The 20844-nt window shown below is 61.8% G+C and carries 19 protein-coding genes; 2 read left to right on the forward strand and 17 right to left on the reverse strand.

The window, feature by feature from the left end:
- Positions 1 to 157: 157 nt before the first annotated feature.
- From WCZ84_RS06080 to WCZ84_RS06090, 3 genes are read right to left on the reverse strand one after another with little or no spacing between them, the layout of a single operon-like run.
- Positions 158 to 1882 (reverse strand): hydantoinase B/oxoprolinase family protein, encoded by a 1725-nt coding sequence (locus tag WCZ84_RS06080; protein ID WP_372685368.1) that lies wholly within the window; start codon positions 1880 to 1882, stop codon positions 158 to 160.
- Positions 1854 to 3929, reverse strand: a complete 2076-nt coding sequence (locus WCZ84_RS06085) for a hydantoinase/oxoprolinase family protein (protein ID WP_372685369.1) — start codon at positions 3927 to 3929, stop codon at positions 1854 to 1856. Before WCZ84_RS06085 ends, WCZ84_RS06080 begins: the two co-directional genes overlap by 29 nt.
- Positions 3930 to 3943: 14 nt before the next feature.
- Positions 3944 to 5071: a histidinol-phosphate transaminase gene (locus WCZ84_RS06090; RefSeq protein WP_372685370.1), complete on the reverse strand. Its 1128-nt coding sequence runs from the start codon at positions 5069 to 5071 to the stop codon at positions 3944 to 3946.
- Positions 5072 to 5159: 88 nt separating this feature from the next.
- Here WCZ84_RS06090 and WCZ84_RS06095 point away from each other — a divergent pair, with 88 nt between their 5' ends.
- A complete protein-coding gene (locus WCZ84_RS06095) occupies positions 5160 to 6668 on the forward strand; it encodes a PLP-dependent aminotransferase family protein (protein ID WP_372685371.1) in 1509 nt (502 codons plus the stop codon).
- Between the two features lie 122 nt (positions 6669 to 6790).
- Here the strand turns inward: WCZ84_RS06095 and WCZ84_RS06100 are convergent, their stop codons facing one another.
- The 8 genes from WCZ84_RS06100 to WCZ84_RS06135 are packed head-to-tail and all read right to left on the reverse strand — an operon-like array spanning position 6791 to position 14013.
- On the reverse strand, positions 6791 to 7585 hold the full coding sequence (locus tag WCZ84_RS06100; RefSeq protein ID WP_372685372.1) for an alpha/beta fold hydrolase: 795 nt from the start codon (positions 7583 to 7585) through the stop codon (positions 6791 to 6793).
- Positions 7586 to 7629: 44 nt separating this feature from the next.
- Entirely contained in the window at positions 7630 to 9165 is a 1536-nt protein-coding gene (locus WCZ84_RS06105) for a GMC oxidoreductase (protein WP_372685373.1), read from the reverse strand.
- Between the two features lie 23 nt (positions 9166 to 9188).
- Complete coding sequence (locus tag WCZ84_RS06110; RefSeq protein WP_372685374.1) at positions 9189 to 9896, reverse strand: ABC transporter ATP-binding protein; 708 nt, start codon at positions 9894 to 9896, stop codon at positions 9189 to 9191.
- Positions 9883 to 10659, reverse strand: coding sequence for an ABC transporter ATP-binding protein (locus WCZ84_RS06115; RefSeq protein ID WP_372685375.1), 777 nt, complete (start codon positions 10657 to 10659; stop codon positions 9883 to 9885). The genes WCZ84_RS06110 and WCZ84_RS06115 overlap by 14 nt, the downstream gene beginning before the upstream one ends.
- Positions 10652 to 11608 carry a branched-chain amino acid ABC transporter permease gene (locus WCZ84_RS06120; protein WP_372685376.1) on the reverse strand — a complete coding sequence of 319 codons (957 nt, stop codon included), beginning with the start codon at positions 11606 to 11608 and terminating at the stop codon, positions 10652 to 10654. The genes WCZ84_RS06115 and WCZ84_RS06120 overlap by 8 nt, the downstream gene beginning before the upstream one ends.
- Before the next feature lie 5 nt (positions 11609 to 11613).
- Complete coding sequence (locus WCZ84_RS06125; RefSeq protein ID WP_372685377.1) at positions 11614 to 12480, reverse strand: branched-chain amino acid ABC transporter permease; 867 nt, start codon at positions 12478 to 12480, stop codon at positions 11614 to 11616.
- Between the two features lie 8 nt (positions 12481 to 12488).
- Positions 12489 to 13664, reverse strand: a complete 1176-nt coding sequence (locus tag WCZ84_RS06130; RefSeq protein ID WP_372685378.1) for an ABC transporter substrate-binding protein — start codon at positions 13662 to 13664, stop codon at positions 12489 to 12491.
- A gap of 25 nt (positions 13665 to 13689) precedes the next feature.
- Positions 13690 to 14013: a hypothetical protein gene (locus tag WCZ84_RS06135; RefSeq protein ID WP_372685379.1), complete on the reverse strand. Its 324-nt coding sequence runs from the start codon at positions 14011 to 14013 to the stop codon at positions 13690 to 13692.
- Positions 14014 to 14127: 114 nt separating this feature from the next.
- Here WCZ84_RS06135 and WCZ84_RS06140 point away from each other — a divergent pair, with 114 nt between their 5' ends.
- Positions 14128 to 15036, forward strand: a complete 909-nt coding sequence (locus WCZ84_RS06140; RefSeq protein ID WP_372685380.1) for a LysR family transcriptional regulator — start codon at positions 14128 to 14130, stop codon at positions 15034 to 15036.
- Here WCZ84_RS06140 and WCZ84_RS06145 read toward each other — a convergent pair.
- Genes WCZ84_RS06145 through WCZ84_RS06170 form a run of 6 tightly spaced genes read right to left on the reverse strand, consistent with a single transcriptional unit; the run spans position 15031 to position 20832 of the window.
- On the reverse strand, positions 15031 to 15963 hold the full coding sequence (locus tag WCZ84_RS06145; RefSeq protein WP_372685381.1) for an NAD(P)-dependent oxidoreductase: 933 nt from the start codon (positions 15961 to 15963) through the stop codon (positions 15031 to 15033). The genes WCZ84_RS06140 and WCZ84_RS06145 overlap by 6 nt on opposite strands.
- A gap of 4 nt (positions 15964 to 15967) precedes the next feature.
- Positions 15968 to 16384 (reverse strand): carboxymuconolactone decarboxylase family protein, encoded by a 417-nt coding sequence (locus WCZ84_RS06150; protein ID WP_372685382.1) that lies wholly within the window; start codon positions 16382 to 16384, stop codon positions 15968 to 15970.
- Between the two features lie 39 nt (positions 16385 to 16423).
- Positions 16424 to 17221 (reverse strand): N-acyl homoserine lactonase family protein, encoded by a 798-nt coding sequence (locus WCZ84_RS06155; protein WP_372685383.1) that lies wholly within the window; start codon positions 17219 to 17221, stop codon positions 16424 to 16426.
- Between the two features lie 30 nt (positions 17222 to 17251).
- On the reverse strand, positions 17252 to 18310 hold the full coding sequence (locus tag WCZ84_RS06160; RefSeq protein ID WP_372685384.1) for an SDR family oxidoreductase: 1059 nt from the start codon (positions 18308 to 18310) through the stop codon (positions 17252 to 17254).
- Between the two features lie 3 nt (positions 18311 to 18313).
- Positions 18314 to 19831, reverse strand: a complete 1518-nt coding sequence (locus tag WCZ84_RS06165; RefSeq protein WP_372685385.1) for a 3-hydroxyacyl-CoA dehydrogenase — start codon at positions 19829 to 19831, stop codon at positions 18314 to 18316.
- Entirely contained in the window at positions 19828 to 20832 is a 1005-nt protein-coding gene (locus tag WCZ84_RS06170; protein ID WP_372685386.1) for an NADPH:quinone oxidoreductase family protein, read from the reverse strand. The genes WCZ84_RS06165 and WCZ84_RS06170 overlap by 4 nt, the downstream gene beginning before the upstream one ends.
- Positions 20833 to 20844 lie beyond the last annotated feature (12 nt).

The raw sequence follows: 20844 nt of genomic DNA on the forward strand, positions 1-20844 counted from the left end.
CCGCGTGCTCGGCGAGTCCGTCACCATGGTCATCGGCGTCATCTTCATCCTTTGCGTCATGGCGTTTCGCCGCGGCATCGTCGGCGAGTGGCTGCACTGGCGCCAGCGCCGCGCCGCGGGGGGGCAGGCGGCCGCCAGCCAGCCATGAACCCGGGGGCTAGGCTTGCGAGCCGTCCGACGGCTCGTGGGCGCCCCAACCCCCACCCCCTGCGGTGACCATCACCAGGCGGTCTCCTTTCATCAGCCGGTGCGGGCCGCTCTTGGCAACCAGTTCGCGCCGGGCGCCGTCGGCGGACTCGATGCAGAAACGCGCAAGGGCCCCCGCCGAGCCGCCCGAGCTGCCGGCGGCTGGTGTCTTCGTACGCTCGCCGAGCACCGAGGCACGGACGTGGTCGGTCAATACCTCGATCGTCTTGCGTACCCCGTCGCCGCCTGGATGGCGGCCGCTGCCGCCTGACCCGCGCACGATCCCATACTCGATGAAGCGCACCGGCATGCTGGCCTCCATGCCTTCGATCGGCAGGTTCATGGTGTTGCCCATATGCACGCGGTGCCCGCTGATACCGCGGCCCGCCGCCGTGGCACCCATGCCGCCGCCGATGGTTTCGTAATGCACGAACGGCCTGTGGCTTTCGGGGACCACCCCGCCCATGGTGTAGACGCAGGCCGACCCATAGCTGCCGGCACAGGCCAGCTGTGGATAGGCTTCGCCCAACGCCCCCAGGAGCATGTCGGCCATGCGGTTCGCGGTCTCGGTATTGGCCGCCACCACCGGGTGGGGATATGCCGCATGGACGATGGAGTTCTCTGGGGCAATGATCTCCACCCCCGCGTAAACGCCCGAATTCGGCGAGATATCGCCCCCCAGGAAACTCAGCACGGTATAGAACACGGCTGAAGCCGTCACCGGCAAAGGCGCATTGATCGGACCCGCCACGCAAGGCGAGGAGCCCGTGAAATCAAAAATCAGGCGCACCCCCGTTTTCTTGATCCGGACCCTGACCAAAGGCGCCGCATCCGGATCGACGCCATCGCTGTCCAGGGTTTCTTCGCGCACGACCTCGGCATCCGGCAGGTCGCGCAGCCGCGCCTCGACCAGGCGACGGCTGTAGGCCTGCGTATCCGCCATGATGCGGGTGATGACGTTTGTTCCGTAGCGCGCGCACAGTTCGATCACCCGTTCGGTTGCCCGTTTGTGGCCAGCCAGGGCCGCGTGGAAATCCCCCTTGCGGTCGCCCGGCACCCGCACATTCGCCAGAATCAGCCGCAATACGTCTTCGCGTACGGCCCCTTCGTCGAGAATCCGGATGGGCGGGATCCGCAAGCCCTCTTTGATGATCTCATCCGACACGCTCGAGCTGCCGGCGGCGATGCCGCCGATGTCCGGCCAATGGATGCGGCTGAGCGCAAACCCCACCAGGATGCCCTGGGAAAAGATGGGTGTGAGCAGCGACATGTCCGGCAGATGCGTACCCCCTTCATAGGGATCGTTGAGGAGGACCCCATCCCCGTCCCGCCAGGTCTCTGGCGGATAGTATTTCAGGGCCGCCTGCCCCGTGTAGCGTGCAGCGCCCAGATGCACCGGGATGTCGACCCCTTGTGCGATCACGTTGCAGCGCACGTCGAGCAAGGCACAGGACAGGTCCGCCGACAGGCTGAGCAGCGGAGAAAACGACGTGCGCATGATGATGCTTTTCATTTCGGCGCAAATGGCATGCAAGGCGCTGTTGACCACCTCGAACGTGACCGGGTCCTGCTCCAGCACGCCCGGCCCCAACGGCGCATCCGCCGGTCCGGATGGCGCCATCCCATCCTTGCCATATTCTTGTCCGTATTTTTTCGAGGCCATGATTTCACCCACCAGAAAGCTTGAAGATGACACTGCCGTCGGCCTGTACGCTGGCCACGGTATCTTGGGGCACCCAGATCGTCGAGCCCGAATGATCGATCAATACCGGGCCCCGCAGGGACTGGCCGGCGCAGTCTCGCGCCCGATGAACGGGAACCTGATGCGTGTGTCCGTCGGCGTCCAGATAGGCGCGCACTTGATGGGCACCGCCGTCGACGGTGGCGGGGGCTGGATCGAACAAGCGCTCGCCCTGCATCTTGAGTGGCAGACTGGCCACCAGATGAATGTTCACCAGCTCGATGCGCGAGCCCGACAAATCGAAGCCGAATTCGTCCTGGTAGGCGGCCCGGAAACGCTGCTCGATCAAGGCCACGGCCGGCATGGGGTCGTGCACTTCGCCCAGCGACACCCGCAGCTCGAAGAGTTGCCCGACGAAACGCAAATCGGCGAAGCGCTGGTACTGCGCCTGCGCAGCATCCGCCGATTCAGCCGCAAGCAGACCGGCCACCTTGCTTGCCAGGCCCTCGAAGGCCGCGACCACGGCGGCCGGATCGAGCGCCTCGAGCGGCTGCAACAGGGTGGCCGACACGTCATGCCGCACCTCGCCAAGCACCGCGCCCAACGCGGAAAAGATCCCGGACTGGGGTGGAATCAGTACATCGCGCACGCCCACCTCGGCCCCGACCAGGGCGGCATGCAACGGCCCCGCACCCCCCGAAGCCAGGAGGGAGAATTCGCGCGGGTCGTAGCCGCGGCGCACGGTAGCCAAACGCACCATCTCCGTCATGTTGGCAACAGCAATCTCGATGATGGCATGCGCGGCCCGGGCCAGCGACCAGCCCATGGGCTGTGCGATGTGGCGTTCGATGGCCCCGACCGCCGCATCGCGCGAAAAATGGATCCCGGTGCCCTCGAACGTCTCGCTGCTCAGCGTGCCGATCACGGCATGCGCGTCGGTCACGGTCGGCCGTTGTCCGCCCTTGCCATAGCAGGCCGGCCCCGGATCCGCGCCGGCGCTGTCAGGCCCCACCTTGGGTACGCCGCCTGGATCGATCCAGGCAATGCTGCCGCCCCCGGCGCCGACCTCTACGATATCGAGCACCGCACTGCGTATGGGATAGCCACCCACGTTGCGCCCGCCCTCGAGCCGATCTGCATGGAATTCGTCTGTGACCCTGGGTTGATAATCATGAATCACGCCGGCTTTGGCGGTCGTGCCCCCCATATCGAACGCAATGAGATTGGGCCGGCCGGTCACCCGGGCATAGGCCTGTGTCGCAATCATGCCCGCTGCCGGGCCCGATTCGATGAGGTGCACCGGATAGCGCTGCGCGTTGTCGGGCGACGTCAGGCCGCCGTTGGACTTGACCACCATCAGGCTGCGCACCCCCAGCCGGCGGGTTTCGTGATCGAGCCGTCGAACGTAGCGCTGCACGGCCGGGCCGATGTACGCATTGACCACCGTCGTGCTGGTGCGCTCATATTCGCGAAACTCGGGGCATACGTCGTGAGACACGGAAATGAAGTGATCCGGAAACGCCTGCCGCAGTGCGGCGGCGAGCCGGGCTTCGTGGACCGGATTGGCGTAGGCATGCAGGCAGGAAATGGCAAACGCCTCGGCATCGGCTGCCCGGACCTGTTCGACCAGGGACTCGACGCCCGCCAGTGGCTGAACGATGGCGCCCCGGGCATCCAGCCGTTCGTGCACCCCGAAACGCCGTTCGTGCGGCACCAGCGGTTCGGAGACCCGAACGTCCAGGTGATAAAGCGTGGGCCTGTCCTGGCGGCGCAGTTCGATCACGTCGGTAAAACCCTGCGTGGTCAACAGCGCGACCCGTGCCCCTTTCCTCTGGATCAGCGTGTTGGTGCCTACGGTCGTGCCATGGCATACGATGGCGCCCTGCAGCGGACGGATCTCCGAGAGGCGCTGCAAGGCGTCGATGACGGCGTCGGCCGGGTCCTCGGGTGTGGAGGGTACCTTGAACGTCGCCACGATCTGCCCGCTGGCGGGCGCCAGGGCGATCACGTCCGTGAATGTACCCCCTACGTCGATACCAATCAGCATGGTCTGATCTTCCATGGCGGGACCCGGCGTCAGACGCGGCTCGGCGCGCGGACTTCGGACAAGGCCCGCAGGAAGCGGTCCATGTGTTTCTGCAGATTCAGGTCTACCCGCAGATACCGGTCGCCCAGCCCCAGAATGTCATTGCCGTCCTTGACGATGACGCCCTGCTCGAGCAGCTGGTGAAACACATCGCTCGCGCCCAGGGCGGGGTCCAGGATTTCTGTCAGGAAGAAATTCGAGCGCGAGCCGGGCACCATGCGGAAACGGTCCATGCCCGCCATCCGGGCCTGCACGTCGGCCCGGCTGTCGGAGATGGTCTGCACCGCGCGCGCGACGTGCGCATCGTCTTCAATGCCGGCCACGCCACCGGCGATTTGCAGCTGCCCCATGTTCCAGGTCGGCTTGATGCGCCTGAGCGGCTCGATCAGGGCGAGGTTGCGCGCCATGCCGAAGCCGATACGCAAGCCCGCCAGACCATAGGCCTTGGAGAACGTGCGCAGCACGATCAGGTTCGGGTAATCGCGCAGCAGGTGCGCGCTGCCGGGCGTTTCACTGTAGTGGATATAGGCCTCGTCCAGTACGACCAGCGTGCGGGGATCCGCAGATTCACACACCCGGCGGATGTCCGCTTCCGGCAGCAGGCGCCCGCTGGGGTTGTGGGGCGTGGTCAGGAAGGCGATGCGGGGGCGTTCGCGCTGCATCAGGGCGATGTAGCGATCCATCTCGAACGTGAAATCCTTGCCCATGGGCGCGTAAATGGGACGCCGGCCTTCGCAGGTCGCGTAGATTCGATACAGGGGAAAGCACAGTTCGTGCATGAGCACGGCCTCATCGGGCCCGGCAAAGGCCCGTATCACCATCGAGATCACTTCGGTCTCGCCCGAACCGCACACGACCCCGTCGGGATCGAGGTCGAATTTCTTGGCAATGGCGATGCGCAGGGCCTGTGCAGTCCAGTCTGGATACACGGACAGGCGCCCCAGAGCGGCTTCTACGGCGGCCCGCGCCTTGGGCGACGCGCCATGGGGATTTTCGGCCGACCCGAGCTTGGCCACGTCGGCCAATGGAATGCCGTACGTGTTGGCCACGTATTCGGCCGACAGGCCCGGCACGTAGAGTTCGCCGTCGATCAGTGCCCGCAGGCTTGGTTGTACCATCGATTATTCTCCCGAAAGCAGACTAGTTTTAATGTTGATATTATGTAGTATTATTCGAGGGGTCAACCAGTATTATGAGTGAATGTCCATGAAAACACCGGACCGGGCAGCCAGGCGCCGGCGCACCGGGCAGGCGGCTCAGCCGGCAGACCCGGCACCCGCGCCGCGCCAGGCCCTCATCGGCACCTGGGCGCCACGGCTCGAGCCGGACGGCATCCCCAAATATGTCGCTGTCTCGCAAGCCATCCAGCAGGGCGTGGAACGCGGCGACCTGGCGCCCGGTCTGCGCCTGCCCCCCCAACGCGACATCGCGCGCTATCTGGGGGTGACCATTGCCACCCTCACCAAGGCGATCAATCTGGCCACCCATCAAGGCCTGGTGCATGCCAAGCCCGGCAGCGGGACTTTCATTGCCATGGGGCCGGCCAGCGGGCCCCCATCCGCCCGTACCGACACCGGCGGCCCCCTGGCAGAATCTTCGCGCGACCTGTCTTTGAATGCGCCGCCCGCTTCGCTGGTACACGATATTCTGCACGACAATCTCCAGGAGCTGGCGGCCGAGGGCCCAGCCTCCAACTGCCTCGACTATGATCCGATTCCGGGCGATATCCGTCATCGCCAGGCGGCCTGCCACTGGCTGGCGATGCGCGGGCTGACGATGGCCCCCGAGCAGGTCCTGATCACCCAGGGGGCCCATGAAGGCTTGCTGGCCTGCCTGTCGGCACTGACACAGCCTGGGGACACGGTGCTCTGCGAGCAGCTGAACTACACTGGCTTGCGGCGCATCGGCCAACTGCTGCGCATCCGCCTCGTGGGGATCCGGGTCCACCGTGAAGGATTGTGCCCGGCCAGCCTGCGCAAAGCGCTGCAGCAGCACAGCCCCAAAGCCATTGTGTGCACGCCGGTCATGCACAACCCCACCACGGCGACCTACTCCACCGCCAATCGGCGCCTGCTCTGCCAACTGGCCAGGTCGGCCAACGTACCCATCATCGAAGACGACATCTACGGGCTCCTGGGCGGCGACACCGCCCCGCCCCCGCTGATGGCGCAAGTGCCCGACCATGGCATTCTCGTCACCAGCCTGTCCAAGACCGTCGCCGCCGGGTTGCGCATCGGATACCTGGCCGCAGGCAGCCACTGGATACCGCAGCTGCGCGACGCCCTGTTCAATCTGGGCTGGACGGCCCCGACCCTGCAGATGCACTTTGCCACCCGGCTCATCGAGTCGGGCCGGGCCCGCCTATGCATCGACAGGCACCGGGGCGAGGCCCGGCGCCGGGTCGACCTGGCCCGGCGCATTCTGGGCGAATTCCTGCACACGCCCGGCGACGCCTCCAGCTACCACGTCTGGGTCGACACGGGCCAGATCCGGCCCGACGACCTAAGCGCCGAGCTCTACCGGGAAGGCATCCAGGTCTCGCCCGCATCCCATTTCCTGGTCGCCGATGATCTCATCCCGGACGGTGCCACCCCGCATGCGCTGCGCCTGAGCCTGGGCAGATCGCCCGACCTCCAGACCCTGGAACTGCCATTACAGTTGATCGCGCACAGAATTTCCAGCGGCAAGGCGTCGGCGTTGGGTTCCATCGCCTGAGCCAGCGTCGTATCGTCTGAACAACGAACGAGACCTCTCATGCAATCCATGCTCCTCACCCTGCACGATCCCCACACGGCACGCGGCTTCTATGACGCCGGGCTATGGCATGAGCCGGTGCGCTACCGGGCCGATGCCGGCTGACGCCCCGAAAGGAATCGGTCGAGAATATCAGCATACTGCTGCGCATCATCCATATATGGAATATGCCCGTACGGCAGATGGATCCTTTCGGCCCCATAGATGGCTTGATGCAGATGCTGGCCCATGTGCGCAGGGGTCGCCTTATCGTGTTCTCCGGTGATGACCAAGGTCTGCGCGTCGATTTGATGCAGACCGGGCCTGTAATCCATGGCCACGATGGCTTCGCACCAACGGCAGTAGCTCTCGTCATCGCACGCCAGGAAATCCCGCACCGCCACGGCGAATCTTTCATTGCTCGATACGGTCGACGATTCGATGAAAAACCGCCCAACCACCTGCGCCGCCACAAAAGCAATGCCAAACTTCCGAATCAACGCCGCGCGCTCGATCAAGTGCTCGGGGCTGACATAGGATGAGGTGTTGGACAAAATGATTTTGTCGAGCCTGTGGGGATGATGGATGGCGAGGTCGAGAATCGTCATCCCGCCAATCGATACCCCGCAGACGTTCGCCTTGTCCCAGGATACGGCGTCCATGACGGCCAGCACGTCGGCCGCATTATCCGATATGCGCAGTTCGCCAGAATACGAGGCGGATTGGCCGTGTCCAGACTTGTCGATGCGCAGCAAATGGTATTTGCCTGCCAGAATCGCCACGACCTCGTTCCAGGAACCCAGTGAGGTGCCCAAAGAGTTCAGGAGCACCAGCCTCGGCCCCTGAGCATTGCCATCGAGCTGGTAATAAATCGATCTGTCTTTGCTTGTGATGAACATGGGTATGGATCCATATGTCAGGGTTGAAGTCGGGCCGCCGCACGTCAGCCATTCAGATCGACGGCCGACTGGCCGGCCTTGTCCAGGAACCTGGACGCCACGTTTTCCGCCCAGGCGCCAATGGTCATGGATGGGCCCGCACCGACCGGCTCTGGAAGAGCGGCGGCATCGACCACGAACAGCCCCGGTATACCATGGACCTCGCCATTGCTGGCGACGACGCCGTCATCTTCAAGCCGCCCCACGCATGCGCCACCCAGAGGATGCACGGTGGACGGACGCCTGGTGGCATAAATCCGGTGGCCCGATGCCGCACTTACGTCTTTCATGGTCTTCTTGATCTGCTCGTAGATCGGGCTATTGGATGGATCAAAATCGATTCTGAATCGGCCATTTCTGATGCTGGCCACGCCATCCATCGCATCGATGCCCATGCCGCTGACCACCATGCCGTGCCGCAGCCGGTTGAGCACGAACGACGGAAAGGGATAATGGCTCAGGCTGGGCAAGCCATTTCGGCCGATGACAATGTCGCCATGGGGATTGTCTTTCAGCAGAATCCCCCCTTTGCTGGGCAGGCCCTTGGTGAAATCGCGCGTTTTGTCATTCAGGTCCCAAAACCCACGAATATCGCCATTGCCGCTGAAGCGCCGGCCCAGACCCGGCATGCCCGTCAGCGCCTTGTATTTGTCTCTGCTGGCAAGCAGCAGGCGCAAAGTGTTCATCGTACCGGCCCCCACGAACACATGATCGGCGGATAGGGTCTGCAGGGTATTGTTGCGCAAGTCTTTATAAATGACCTCGAACCGGTGGCGCTTGCCTTCGACACGCCTGATGTACTGTACTTCGCATAGATCCTGCACATTCAGGCCCTTTTTCATGCCCGGCAGGAGATAGACGATGTCCATCGACGATTTGGATCCGGACGGCGCCCCCAGAAACCCATGATCATCGCTGTTGTAATCCGCCTGCCACCTCTGAATCGTTTCGTCGCTATGGACCAGTTTATGTTCGTAGGATTTTTCGGGCAGCAGGAACCCGACCCTGGAATCGACTTTCGGGATGGCCGGCACGAAATGGGTGTCATTTACAAAGACTTCCAAGGCGGTATGGGGCGGCCTGTTGTCCGCACCTGGCTTCTGGGAACCGACCCGCTGGATGAAACGCTCGTAAAAAGGCTTCATGGTGGATTCATCCAGATCCACATAATGCCCATCCCAGTAATCATCCTTCTGTGGCCGGCGATGTACGGCGGAATACACGTGGCTGCCCCCCCCCACCCCGGAGGCGCATACGACCTCCATTCCTTTGGAGAAATACAGGTCGAACAGCCCTGTCTTGTTCAGCGTGAGGCGGTCTGCCGGAAGCCACGGCAACGATATGGATCGAACCGCACGGTAAAACAGCTTGAACCCCCTGGGAAGTTTGGCCCTGTTTTCGATGCCGGCCGAGCGGGTGGGTACGGTATCCCACCAAGGCCCGCGCTCCAGCACGGTGACCTTGAGGCCCGCCTCTGCCAAACGTCCGGCCGTGACCGAGCCACCGATCCCACTGCCAATCACCACAACTTCGGTATCCATTGTCAACCCATCTGGCACGTCATTCATATACCGAGATAAATCTTCTTTATCTCTTCATTGTTTGCAAGATCCTTGCCCGTTCCATCCCGGATGATCTCGCCCTTCTCGAGCACATAAGCGAAATCCGACATGTGCAGGGCCAGGTTTGCATTCTGCTCGACCAACAGGACCGACGTCTTTTTGACTTCGACGATCTTCATGATCGCCTGTTCGATTTCCTTGATGATCTTGGGGGCGAGCCCCAGCGAGGGTTCGTCGAGCATGAGCAGCCTTGGGCTGGACATCAACGCCCTGCCAATGGCCACCATCTGCTGCTCGCCCCCAGACAGGGAGCCAGCCACCTGTTTTCGGCGGTCGGCCACCCGGGGGAAAAGCCCGTAAAGATATTCGAGATTCTCTTTTCGGATCTGAAGGTCATTATGCAGATGCGCCCCGGTCAGCAGATTCTCATAGACCGTCATCCGCGGAAACAGCCGCCGCCCTTCCGGGCAGAGCACGATGCCTTTGGCCACCCGCTCGTGCGACTTCGTATGGGTGATATCCACCCCTTCGTAGAGTATCCTGCCCTTGGCAAGCGGCAGAATCCCTATGATGGATTTGAGCGTCGTGGACTTTCCGGCGCCATTCGCGCCAATCAGGCTGACGATCTGGCCTTTTTTGACATGAATGGAAACCGAGGACACCGCTTCGAGCAAACCATACTTGACGGATATGCCTTCAACCTTCAGCATGCCAACCCCCTCCGCCCAAATAAGACTCTATGACGCGCGCGTCATTCAGTACCTGTTCGGGTGTCCCCGTGGCAATCACCTTGCCCTGCGAAATGACGATGATCTTCGATGAGATTTCACGAACCAGTGCAATGTGATGCTCTACCAGCAATACCGTCAGCCCGTAATGCGCCTTGATCCGGTTGATCAGCCGCCCGAACTCTCTTGATTCTTTGCTGTTCAGGCCCGCTGCCGGTTCGTCCATGAGCAGGATCTCGGGCGACGTGGCCAGGCCGATCGCCACCCCCACCTTTTTCTGGATCCCGTATGGCAGTTCGTTGGCGAGCACGTCGCGATAGGACTCGAGCTCAAGCGTTTCCATGATGTCGGCGACCAACTGATGCGCGCTGTCCAGCCGAGAGGAATACTCGCCTGCAGGGGGCATCAGATTGAGGAACATATTGCGCTTGAGCTTCCAGAGGGTGCCGCGAAAAATGTTCTCGTGAACGCTGCAATCCGGATAAAGCGACGCGTTCTGAAATGTCCGGGCGAGACCCAGCTTGACGATCCGGCTGGGTTTCAGCCCGGTGATGTCCTTCTTGTTGAAGAACACCTTTCCGGCACTGGGGGGCAACGTGCCGGTCACAATATTGAAGGCCGTCGTCTTGCCGGCGCCGTTGGGGCCGATGATGCCGACGGTTTCACCCTTGGCCACGCTGAGGCTGATGTCCGACAAGGCCGCCAGCCCGCCGAAATTCTTTGATATGTTGACTATTTCAAGCACTTTTCTTCTCTTTCTTCAGAGCGCCCACCGAGGACGACAGGCCGGAGAAGATCGACACGAGCCCCTGGGGCCTGATCATCAGGATCAACACCAGCACGATCCCGTAGAACAGATGCTGGTATTCTTGCGCCCCCCTGAGGATTTCGGGCAACGGCGTCAGAAACAAGGCGCCGATGAGCGGACCCCACGACGAGTTGACCCCCCCGATCACCAGCATGGTGACCAGCGTGATGGACAGGTGCAGATTGAAGGATTCGGGCGACACGAACTCGATGTACGAGCTCATGAGAATGCCGCCGAAACCCGTGATCGCGCCACCGATCACGAATGAGGCCAACTGAACCGAAGACACGCTGATGCCGGATGACTCGGCCAGATCCGGATTGTCATTGACCGATAGATATTCCTTGCCGGAGGTCGTTTTGAAAAACCGGCTCATCAATAGCGTCAAGACAATACAGAACAACACGGAAAACACGAGCCAGCGGTCGACCCCTTCGATGACGAACCCCCCGATCCCGAGCGGCGGGATTTCGGCCAGACCGCTGGCGCCACCGGTCGTCTCGGGAAATTCGAGCAGGGCCAGCCGGGTGAATTCGGCAAATGCAAACGTGACCAGCACGAAATATACGCCCCGAAGTTTGACGATCACGCTGCCCAGGAGGTAGGCCACCACCGTGGTGGCGGCAAGGCCGCAGAGCGCAGCCAGAACCCAGCTGACGCCATACTGTGTGGTCAGAATGGCACAGACATAGGCGCTGATCGCCGCAAAGGCCGAATGCCCGAATGACAGCCGGCCTGTTCGGGCGACCAGCGAAAGGCCGCTGACCAGCACCGTATTGATGGCCGCCATGATCAGCATGTGGGCATAAAAGACATTGCCGGCAGAAACATAATAGACGAGCGCCACCAGCACCAGGGCGGCTGGGATCACCATGTTCTTTTTCATGTTTTTCAACTCTTTTCACCAAGCAAGCCTTGTGGGCGCAACACCAGCAGGCCGATCACGAACAGGAACAGGAACATTTCGGCATAGCTGGATTTCAAGAACGTGCCCGATAGGCTTTCACTGATGCCTAGAATCATGGCGGCGATCGCAGCCCCCGGTATGGACCCCAGCCCCCCGACGATCACCACGATGAACGACTTCACCATGGGGCCGAAACCGACCGTGGGATATACAGAAAATATGGGCGCCATCAACGCGCCGGCCAGCGATGCGAGACCGACACCGAGACCAAAGCCGATCGGGTAATACACGCTTACATTGATACCCTGGATCTGCGCAGCCTCGCGATCCTGCACGACCGCACGCAGCGCCCGGCCATGCCGGGTATGGTGAAAAAAGAAATACATGGTGACCAGAACGCCGATCGAAAACACACCTGCGTAGATTCGGGCCTTTGGCAGTACCGCGCCACCGATGCGTATGATGCCCTTGGCAATGCTGGGTACGGCAAGCGGATCCGGGCCGAAAATGATGAGTGCCACGCTTTGCAGGATCATCCCGATGCCGATGGTGGCGATCATGCCGCTGAGCTCGTCGCCCCGCATGCGCTTCAATATGGAAAGTTCGACCAGACTTCCAAAGGCGAGCGCGATCAGAAAGGTTGCCAGCACCACCAAAATGAACGGCAGCCGAAAATAGGCAATCCCCACAAAACAGATGAACGCGCCGAGCATGTAGAATTCGGCATGCGAGAAATTCACGATGCGCATCAGGCCAAATACGACGGTAAACCCGATCGCCATCAGCAGGTATAAGCTGCCGATGACGATGCCGTTTACAATAGCCTGTATAACTATTGTTTCGCTGAACATGTTGGTCTTCAGCCGTCCTGGCAGCCCGTTTCCACAGTGCACCGCGCACGGATCACTTCTTGGCCATCCACCACTTCAGCCACGTAAAACGGCGTGCTGATCTGGTGGTTGATACCGTAGGTGTCTTGGCCCGTCCAGGATATTTTCCCTGCGGCGCCATCGAAATCCTTGATGTTTTCAAGCTTGGCGACCACCGCCTTGGTATCGTCGACCGTATTGGCCTGCTTGATGGCTTCGAAAATCATTCGGGCCGTATCGTAAAAAGACGGACTGAAGCCATTCATGGCCTGCGTGTAATTCTCTTTGTGCTTCTGCATGTACGCTTGTGTCGTGGCAAGATCCGGGTCGATCAGCGTATGCACCAAAATGCCTTCCGACGCATCCTCGCCGGCCACGTTGACGATCTCTTGGGTAGACGGCCCCCCGGTGCGTATGAACAGGCCTTCGAAACCCAGGTCCCGGGCCTGCTTGACAATCAGGCCCGCTGACGACGGCGCATTGATGTTGAGCTCGATGGCATCGACATCCAGCCCCATCAGCCGGGTGAGCATGGGAACGAAGTCGACCCGATCGCGCTCGTAGAATTCTTTACCGACCAGTTCGACGCCCGCATTGCCATACGCCTTTTCGACGTCTTTGGAAACCTGAAGGCCGGTTTCATCATTGGGGAAGAACGAACCGATTTTCTTGATCCCGTATTTCTTGACGATCCAGTCGATCTGGGGTTGGGCAAATTCAACGGTGGTTACGTTGGCCCGGAACGTGAAGGGAGAGTTTTCGTTCAGGATTTTTTCACTGAACGCCATGGTCGACATGATGACTTCATTTTTTTCGGTCACCGGCTTGATTGCCACCGCGGCGGCCGAGCCCACCGGACCAATGATGAACTTGACTTTGTCCTGGTGAACCAGACGATTCACCGCGGTGACGGCCTCACCTGCCTGGTATTTGTCATCATATGTGATGACGTTGATTTTGTACTTCTTGCCGTCAACCTCGAGCCCGCCCGCTTCATTGACTTCTTTGGCCGCCAGCTCGACACCATGCTGGATGGCCTGCCCCCAACCCGCGCCGGCGCCGGATATCGTTGCAATGACCCCAACGTCGAGGGTCTCGTCTGCAGCATACGCCAAACTGCCCAGACCCAATAAGGACAGGGCAACGATCGTCTTCTTGAAGTTCACGGTAATCTCCTTTGATTTGATGTGATCAGCTTATATCCTGAGCAACATTGTCAAGATATACTTTCCTGTTTTCATTATCCAAACGGACGTAGTTTTCATAACAAGTAAGAATCGGCTTTGTCCCGAATCTCTTTACATTGGCCTCCTCCCATTCTTTGGTGTACCACTTGTCGGCAGCCTCTTTGGACTCCCAGATGTACACCCCGCCCCCCCCTGCTTCTCCGTTGAGATAGTATTTGGCCAGCAGGCCCTCGACCTTGGAAAATTTCTCTATGGTGCTCTGCGCATCCGCCATGGCCTTTTCCTTGGTTCTGCTGATTCCTGGTATTTGAACGATTGCGATATACATGATTTCTCCATTTCATTTCGGTGGCGTAGTGCTTCAAGAAACTTGAAGACAGTCTAGCAATTGGATGTAATAATGGTCTAATACTTTTCTTTGATAATTTGATAACGAATCATTATGACCACAACGCTCAAGCAGCTCCAGCAGCTGGTGATGCTATCTGAAGAACGCAACTTCAGGCGCGCTGCTGAACGTCTTTTTATGGCACAACCGGCCCTCTCCGTATCCATACGGAAGATGGAACATCAAATTGGCGTCAAACTGGTTCAACGAGACTCGCGGGGTGCGACCCTGACGCCCGCTGGCGAGGCGATGCTGCAAGAGGCCCGCTCGGCGCTGTTCCATGCCGAGCAGGCGCTCCGGCTGGCCAGGGGCGTGGGCGCGGGCGAGGTGGGATCATTACGATTGGGCTTCGTGAACTCGGCCATACACGAACTCCTGCCCGCCACCCTGAGCCGGTTTCGAACGCACTACCCCGAGATCCAGTTCGAACTGAGTGAAGACAGCACGTGGGAAATCATCCGGCGAATTGAAGCCTACGAACTCGATGCCGGCATCGTCCGCGGACCCATCGCGCTGTCTGCCAACCTGAAGACCTGGGTCATCGAACACGATGACCTGATGCTGGTCGTTCCCGAACATCACCGCTTTGCGGATCGGGAATACATCAGCCTCAAAGAGTGCCAGTCAGAAGAATTTGTGTTGTTCGGTTCATTTCGCACACCGGGCCTGCATAGCGTGGCGCTGGGATTATGCCACGCCGCCGGCTTCACGCCCCGCATCAGCCAGGAGGCGATTCAGGTCCAGACACTGGTGGGCCTGGTGGCCAGCGGAACCGGTATTGCACTGGTTCCCACCATTACCCGCAACCACACGCGTGCCCGCGCACGGTTCATCCCGCTGACCGACCCTGGTGCGCGTCAGTGCCTGTCATTGTCCCTGACCACCCGCCGAGAGCAGATATCGCCGACCGTGCGCCGCCTGTGCGAAGTGATGATGGCGGTAGCGGGCACGGCACGCTCATGACCCGGCGCTTGCGGCCGCCTCGAGTTCAGTGTGGGCCAGCGCTTCGACCAGCTTGGCGATCGCCGTGTGGTCCTGGCCGGGACCCAGCAGGGTGGCCCCGCTGGCCCATAGTTCGCGGCACAAGGCCGAAAACGGCGAAGGGGTCCCTTCTTCCGTGGCGATCGACAGGGCGATCGTCAGATCCTTGACCATCAAATCCAGGCCAAAACCGGAAGCAAAAGACCTGGACAACACATACTGCTTGAATTTCTTTTGCGTCGAATTGTTCATACCCGTGGACGCATTCAGTACGTCTACCATCACCGCGGGATCCAGGCCAAAACGCTGGCCGATCATCAGGGCCTCGACCCCGATGAGGAACCCGCCCGCCGACACCAGGTTGTTCAGCGCCTTCATGGCATGCCCCGAGCCGACGGCCCCGACATGCAGGACCTGCGTGCCCATCGCCGCCAGCACCGGGCGAACCTTGTCGACCTCGGACCCCGCACCCCCTACCATGATGGTGAGCTCGCCCACCTGCGCTCGCGCCACGCCGCCAGACACCGGCGCATCCAGCAGCACCCCGCCCGCCTGCTGGACGTCCTCGGACAAACGCTGGGTCTCGTGCGGCACGCCGGACGTCATGTCCAGCACGGGCGTACCCGGGCGCAGGCCGGCCAGCACGCCGCGCGGACCCGCCAGCACGGCACGCACGATGGCACTGGTGGGCAGCATGGTGATGATCAGGTCGCACTGGGCCGCCAGTTCATCCCCTGTGTCCGCCACCTGGATACGCTCGCCCAGCTCGGCGGCCAGCCGCTCGGCGACCTGGCGGTCCGCGTCCATCAGAACCAGGGCATGACCCGCCTGGTGCAGGCGGCGGGCCATGGGTCCGCCCATGTGCCCGACGCCGATGAAGCCGATCGTTCCGTAAGTTGTCTGCGCCATGATCTCAGCCCTGCCCCGCTTCGAACGCGCCTTCCTCCTCGAGGACCTGATTGGCCGACTTGAACGCGTCCAGGCCCGCGGGTATGCCGCAGTACACCGTCGCCTGCAGCAGGACTTCGCGGATTTCGTCCACGCTGACGCCGTTGCGCAGAGCGCCCTTGACGTGCAGGCGCAACTCATTGGGCCGGTTCAGCGCCGTGAGCATGGCCAGATTCAGCATGCTGCGGATTTTGCGCTCCAGCCCCGGGCGATTCCAGGCGTAGCCCCAGCACCATTCAGTGGTGATGTGCTGGAAACTCATCATGAAATCATTGGCCTTCTGCAGCGACCCGTCGACATAATCCGGGCCGAGGACTTCGCGGCGCGTGCTCAGCCCCTTCTGGAAAAGACCTTTGAGTTCGTTGTCTACATCTTTGCTCATGCCATTCGCTCCTTTGAATGAAAAACGACGATAGGCGGATCACCCGTCCAGGCGGGCGACAATACCCGCCAGTTCGGCGGATGCCGCGGGAAAGCGTTCCATCACGGCCGGATCATGCCCGGGAATCACCAGGTCGGCCGAATCGGCCAGGCGATACACCCGCTCGTGCCCTTCGAGCATCTCAGCCACGTTGTACACAATGGGAAACGGGCGGCGGCCTTCCATGTTCTGGTAATAATGAGAGGCATCCGAAGCGAGCAGCATCCAGCCTTTGCGGGTGTGCACCCGCACCACTTGCAGACCGGCCGTATGGCCGCCGATCCAGTGCAACGAAATGCCAGGAAACAAGGCCTCATCGCCATCATGAAAAACCACGCGCTCCTCGAAGACGCGCAGCACGAATTCGGATACATCATGCGGCTCGTAGGCCGCCCGCAGGCTGGGATGACGCATATGACGCCCCGTGGCGAAACTGACTTCCCGGTCCTGTACATGGAAGCGCGCCTGCGGAAAGCGATCGAAATTGCCGACGTGATCATAGTGCATGTGCGTGATCACGACATCCTGTACGGCTTGCGGCTCGATACCCAACAAGGCCAGTGAAGCGACCGGACACCGAAGAAATTCACGGCCGCGGGCAGCGGCCACCTGCGCATTGAACCCCGTGTCGACGACCACGATACGCTCGGGGCTGCGTACTACCCAGATGAAGTAGTCCATGGGCATGCTGGGGTTCTCGTGGGGATCGCCGCCGATGAAATTATCGCGCGCAGTGCGCTCATGCCGTGCATATTTGATGGCATAGGTTTCATAGACAGGCAGGCGGGCTGGTTCCATGGGATCTCCGGATGTTCGCCCTGCAGGGCATCAGGGAATGATTCGCGCCCTGCGCAATTCATCGAAATGACGCAGGAACATCTCGGTGCTGTCCTGCGCCTCTGTGAACCCGAACTGCCTGGCCTTCGTCGTCGAGGAAATCACGTCGTATTCGGCTGCAAAGACGTAGTCTCCATAGGCCCAGGAAACCAGCTGCCCATAGGGTATGGGCTGAAGATCGTGGCGCCGGACCAGGTCTTCCCACAGCGTCTTCTTGTCTGCCATCATCTGGACGAGGTCGATCTTCTGGGGCGGCGCGACGTCCATGCCGAAGTCATGCGCAATGTCGGACCACAACGACTGCCAGCGAAAAACGTCGCCATTGGTGATGTTGAAGGCTTCGTTGGCGGCCCGCTCGTCGGTTGCCATCCAGATGCTTGCACGCGCCAGCAGCCCGCTGTCGGTCACGTTGTACAGCGACCGCGCACTGGCCTCGGAGCCCGGGTGCCGCAAAGGCAGGCCCAATGCCCGCGATATCGAGGCATAGACCGCCAGCACAATCACGAGATTCATCGGATTGCCGTGGGCAAAGCCGCACACCGCGTGCGGCCGGGCAGCCGACCATGACCAGGCCTTGCCGCGCTGCAAGCCAACGATGTAATCGTGTTGGTCATAGTAGAAATTGGGCGGCATGTGCCGGGGATCGGATTCCTTGGCGGGTATCTTGAACGGCCCCAGATGATTGCCATACCATTTCGTGCCCTGCATCAGACTGACGTGGCGCAGGCCGCTGGCAACCGGCTCGAGCACCGCCATCAGGTTGCTCAGCATCCTGAGGTTGGGCTCGACCATATCGGCCCACGTGGGCTTCTCGACGTACGCCGCATAAAAGACGTGCGTGACATCCGCCAGTGCCCCCTGGATGGATGCCAGTGATTCGCTGCTCAGCAAATCGACCGACAGATGGCGAAACGCCCCGGGGAGATCCGGCTTGCGCCGCGACAACGCAATCACATCCCAGGCCTGGTCGCGGAGCAATTGGCCCAGCAGGTTTCTGCCAACGACGCCGGTTGCCCCCACGACCAGTGCGACGTTCTTCCGCCTGGCCATTTTTTACCCTGCCCGACCCGCAGCCATGCGCCGCAGCTTGACCGACACCCGATAACGCGGATCGCCATAGCTGGCCTGCATGCCATCCAGCACGCTCATGAAGTACCCGGCGCCCAGGCGCTGGGCCCATTCGAACGGGCCGCGCGGGTAATTCACGCCAAAGCGCATGGCATCGTCGATGCCCTGCGCCGTAGCGATCCCCGCCAGCAACGCGTCTGCGGCTTCGTTGACCAGCATCGCCAGCGTCCGTGCCACGACCAGGCCCGGCGCGTCATCGAGCACGTGCGCACGGATCCCCAGGCTGGCCAGCAAGGCCTGCGCATCCGCCGCCACGGACTCGTCCGCGCCATCTTGAACGGCAATGGCCAGATCCGTGACGTTGCGGTAATCATCGGCCAGATCGAAGACGACCAAGCCGTGATCCGACGCCTGGGCACGCAGGCTTGCGGGTACCCCGTCGGTCATGCACAAGGCGGCGCTGCCATACCGGATGACCGCCGGCGCGTCGGATTCGAGCACCTGACAGGCGATCCCCTGCGACTCCATCCGGGCCAGCAGCCCGGTAATGGGTGCCACCATGCCGGACACCCGCACGGCGCCCCGAAGGGGAACCGGCGCCAATGGCGGCGGCGCCACCGGCGGCTGCGCATCATCATAAAAGCCGCGCCCCGTCTTGCGGCCCAGGCGGCCGGCAGCCACGAGCTCGGCCTGCAGCAGTGACGGCCGATAGCGCGGATCATTGAAGTACGCCTGGAACGTAGAACGCGTCACGGTCAGATTGACGTCGTTGCCAATCAGATCCATCAGGCGAAATGGCCCCATCCGGAAACCTGCGCCGGCGGTCAGGAGGATATCCACCTGCTCGGGGCTTGCGGCCCCCTCTTCGACCACGCGCAGCGCCTCGGCATAGAACGGGCGCGCGACGCGGTTGACGATGAAACCCGGCGTCGAACGCGCATGCACCGGCTTCTTTTGCCAGGCGAGCGCCGTGGCATAGATGACGTCGGCCACCGCAGACGCCGTCTGCAACCCGCTGATCACCTCGACCAGCTTCATGACGGGGGCCGGATTGAAGAAGTGCATGCCAACCAGCCGTTCCGGACGGGCCAGTACGGACGCGATGGCCGTCACCGACACCGAAGAGGTGTTGGTGGCCAGGATGGCGTCTGCGGCCACGATGGCTTCCAGCCGGCTGAAAAGCGCCTGCTTGGCCTGCAGGTCTTCGAAAATCGCCTCGATGACCAGCCCCGCATCCTGCAGCTGATCGACATCGGCGACGACTTCGATCCGTTCGAGCAATGCCGCACAGGCCCCGGCGTCCATCTTGCCGCGCTCGACACGCGATTCGAGCGCGGTGCGGATGCGCCCATGGGCCGCTTGCGCCGCCTCGTGGCTGGCGTCGACCAGACGCACCCGATGGCCCGCCGCGGCGGCGACCTGCGCAATACCCGCCCCCATGGTGCCGGCACCCACCACGGCCACGATCACGTCGCGGCCCAAACTTTGATCTGGGGTATTCATGCCGAGGCCTTATTCAGAGTCACCACCGCTTTGCCGCGGACCTTGCCCTGACCAACCAGCGCGAGTGCTTCGGGCAAGGCCTCGAACGCCACGCTGCGGGCGATGTGCGGGCGCACCTTGCCCTGGCGCCATAATTCGAACAGGGCCCGCTGGGCCTCGTGCACCCGCTCGGGCGTGTAGTCGCGATAATCGCTCCATTGGATGCCCAACACCGAGATGTTCTTGACGAGCAGGTAGTTGACCTTGATGGTGGGGATTTCGCCAGCGGCAAAGCCGATCACCACCAGGCGTCCGCACCAGGCCAGGGCGCGAATGGCGCCGGCAAAGAAGTCGCCCCCCAGAGGGTCGATGACGATGTCGGCCCCGCCTTTTTCGAGTGGCAGGGCGCGGACCTGATCGCGGATGCTGTCGCGCAGATTGTCGCCCGAGAGGTCGATCGTGTGGTCCGCGCCCGAGGCGCGCGCGAGGGCGGCCTCTTCGGCACCCCGTACCCCGGCGATGACGGTGGCCCCCAGGCCTTTGGCCACCTGGACGGTCGCCAGCCCGATACCGCCCGCGGCCCCGCCGACCAGCACGGTTTCCCCGGCAAGCAGACGGGCGCGTTCGACCAGCGCAAAATAGGCGGTCTGATAGACCAGCCCCATGGCAGCGGCTTCTGAAAAAGACATGTCATCCGGCAATACGTAAGTCTGTCTGGACAAGGCGAGGGCCTGCTCGGCATACGCCCCTGATTCGACGTGGCTCAGCACGCGGTCGCCCGGCTGGATCCCGCGCACGGCCGACCCCACCGCACGCACCACGCCGGCAAAATCCTTGCCCGGGGTAAAGGGCAGTGACTTCAGGAACTGGTACTGCCCCCGGATCACCAGCACGTCAGGGAAATTCAGGCCGATCGCCTCGACATCCACCAGCACTTCTTCGTCGCCCGGCACGGGGGCATCGAGCTCGTCGATCACCATGGAAGAGGGCTCGCCAAACGCGTGAACCCGATAGCTGCGCATAGGTCTTTCTCC

This window comes from Castellaniella sp., from assembly GCF_041675725.1.
Taxonomy (GTDB): domain Bacteria; phylum Pseudomonadota; class Gammaproteobacteria; order Burkholderiales; family Burkholderiaceae_B; genus Castellaniella.

Excerpts from the sequence above, each read along its gene's own strand:
- WCZ84_RS06085 (WP_372685369.1), bottom strand. The coding sequence starts at position 3,929 with ATGGAAGATCAGACCATGCTGATTGGTATCGACGTAGGGGGTACATTC.
- WCZ84_RS06090 (WP_372685370.1), bottom strand. The coding sequence starts at position 5,071 with ATGGTACAACCAAGCCTGCGGGCACTGATCGACGGCGAACTCTACGTG.
- WCZ84_RS06095 (WP_372685371.1), top strand. The coding sequence starts at position 5,160 with ATGAAAACACCGGACCGGGCAGCCAGGCGCCGGCGCACCGGGCAGGCG.
- WCZ84_RS06100 (WP_372685372.1), bottom strand. The coding sequence starts at position 7,585 with ATGTTCATCACAAGCAAAGACAGATCGATTTATTACCAGCTCGATGGC.
- WCZ84_RS06105 (WP_372685373.1), bottom strand. The coding sequence starts at position 9,165 with ATGGATACCGAAGTTGTGGTGATTGGCAGTGGGATCGGTGGCTCGGTC.
- WCZ84_RS06110 (WP_372685374.1), bottom strand. The coding sequence starts at position 9,896 with ATGCTGAAGGTTGAAGGCATATCCGTCAAGTATGGTTTGCTCGAAGCG.
- WCZ84_RS06120 (WP_372685376.1), bottom strand. The coding sequence starts at position 11,608 with ATGAAAAAGAACATGGTGATCCCAGCCGCCCTGGTGCTGGTGGCGCTC.
- WCZ84_RS06125 (WP_372685377.1), bottom strand. The coding sequence starts at position 12,480 with ATGTTCAGCGAAACAATAGTTATACAGGCTATTGTAAACGGCATCGTC.
- WCZ84_RS06135 (WP_372685379.1), bottom strand. The coding sequence starts at position 14,013 with ATGTATATCGCAATCGTTCAAATACCAGGAATCAGCAGAACCAAGGAA.
- WCZ84_RS06140 (WP_372685380.1), top strand. The coding sequence starts at position 14,128 with ATGACCACAACGCTCAAGCAGCTCCAGCAGCTGGTGATGCTATCTGAA.
- WCZ84_RS06145 (WP_372685381.1), bottom strand. The coding sequence starts at position 15,963 with ATGGCGCAGACAACTTACGGAACGATCGGCTTCATCGGCGTCGGGCAC.
- WCZ84_RS06150 (WP_372685382.1), bottom strand. The coding sequence starts at position 16,384 with ATGAGCAAAGATGTAGACAACGAACTCAAAGGTCTTTTCCAGAAGGGG.
- WCZ84_RS06155 (WP_372685383.1), bottom strand. The coding sequence starts at position 17,221 with ATGGAACCAGCCCGCCTGCCTGTCTATGAAACCTATGCCATCAAATAT.
- WCZ84_RS06160 (WP_372685384.1), bottom strand. The coding sequence starts at position 18,310 with ATGGCCAGGCGGAAGAACGTCGCACTGGTCGTGGGGGCAACCGGCGTC.
- WCZ84_RS06165 (WP_372685385.1), bottom strand. The coding sequence starts at position 19,831 with ATGAATACCCCAGATCAAAGTTTGGGCCGCGACGTGATCGTGGCCGTG.
- WCZ84_RS06170 (WP_372685386.1), bottom strand. The coding sequence starts at position 20,832 with ATGCGCAGCTATCGGGTTCACGCGTTTGGCGAGCCCTCTTCCATGGTG.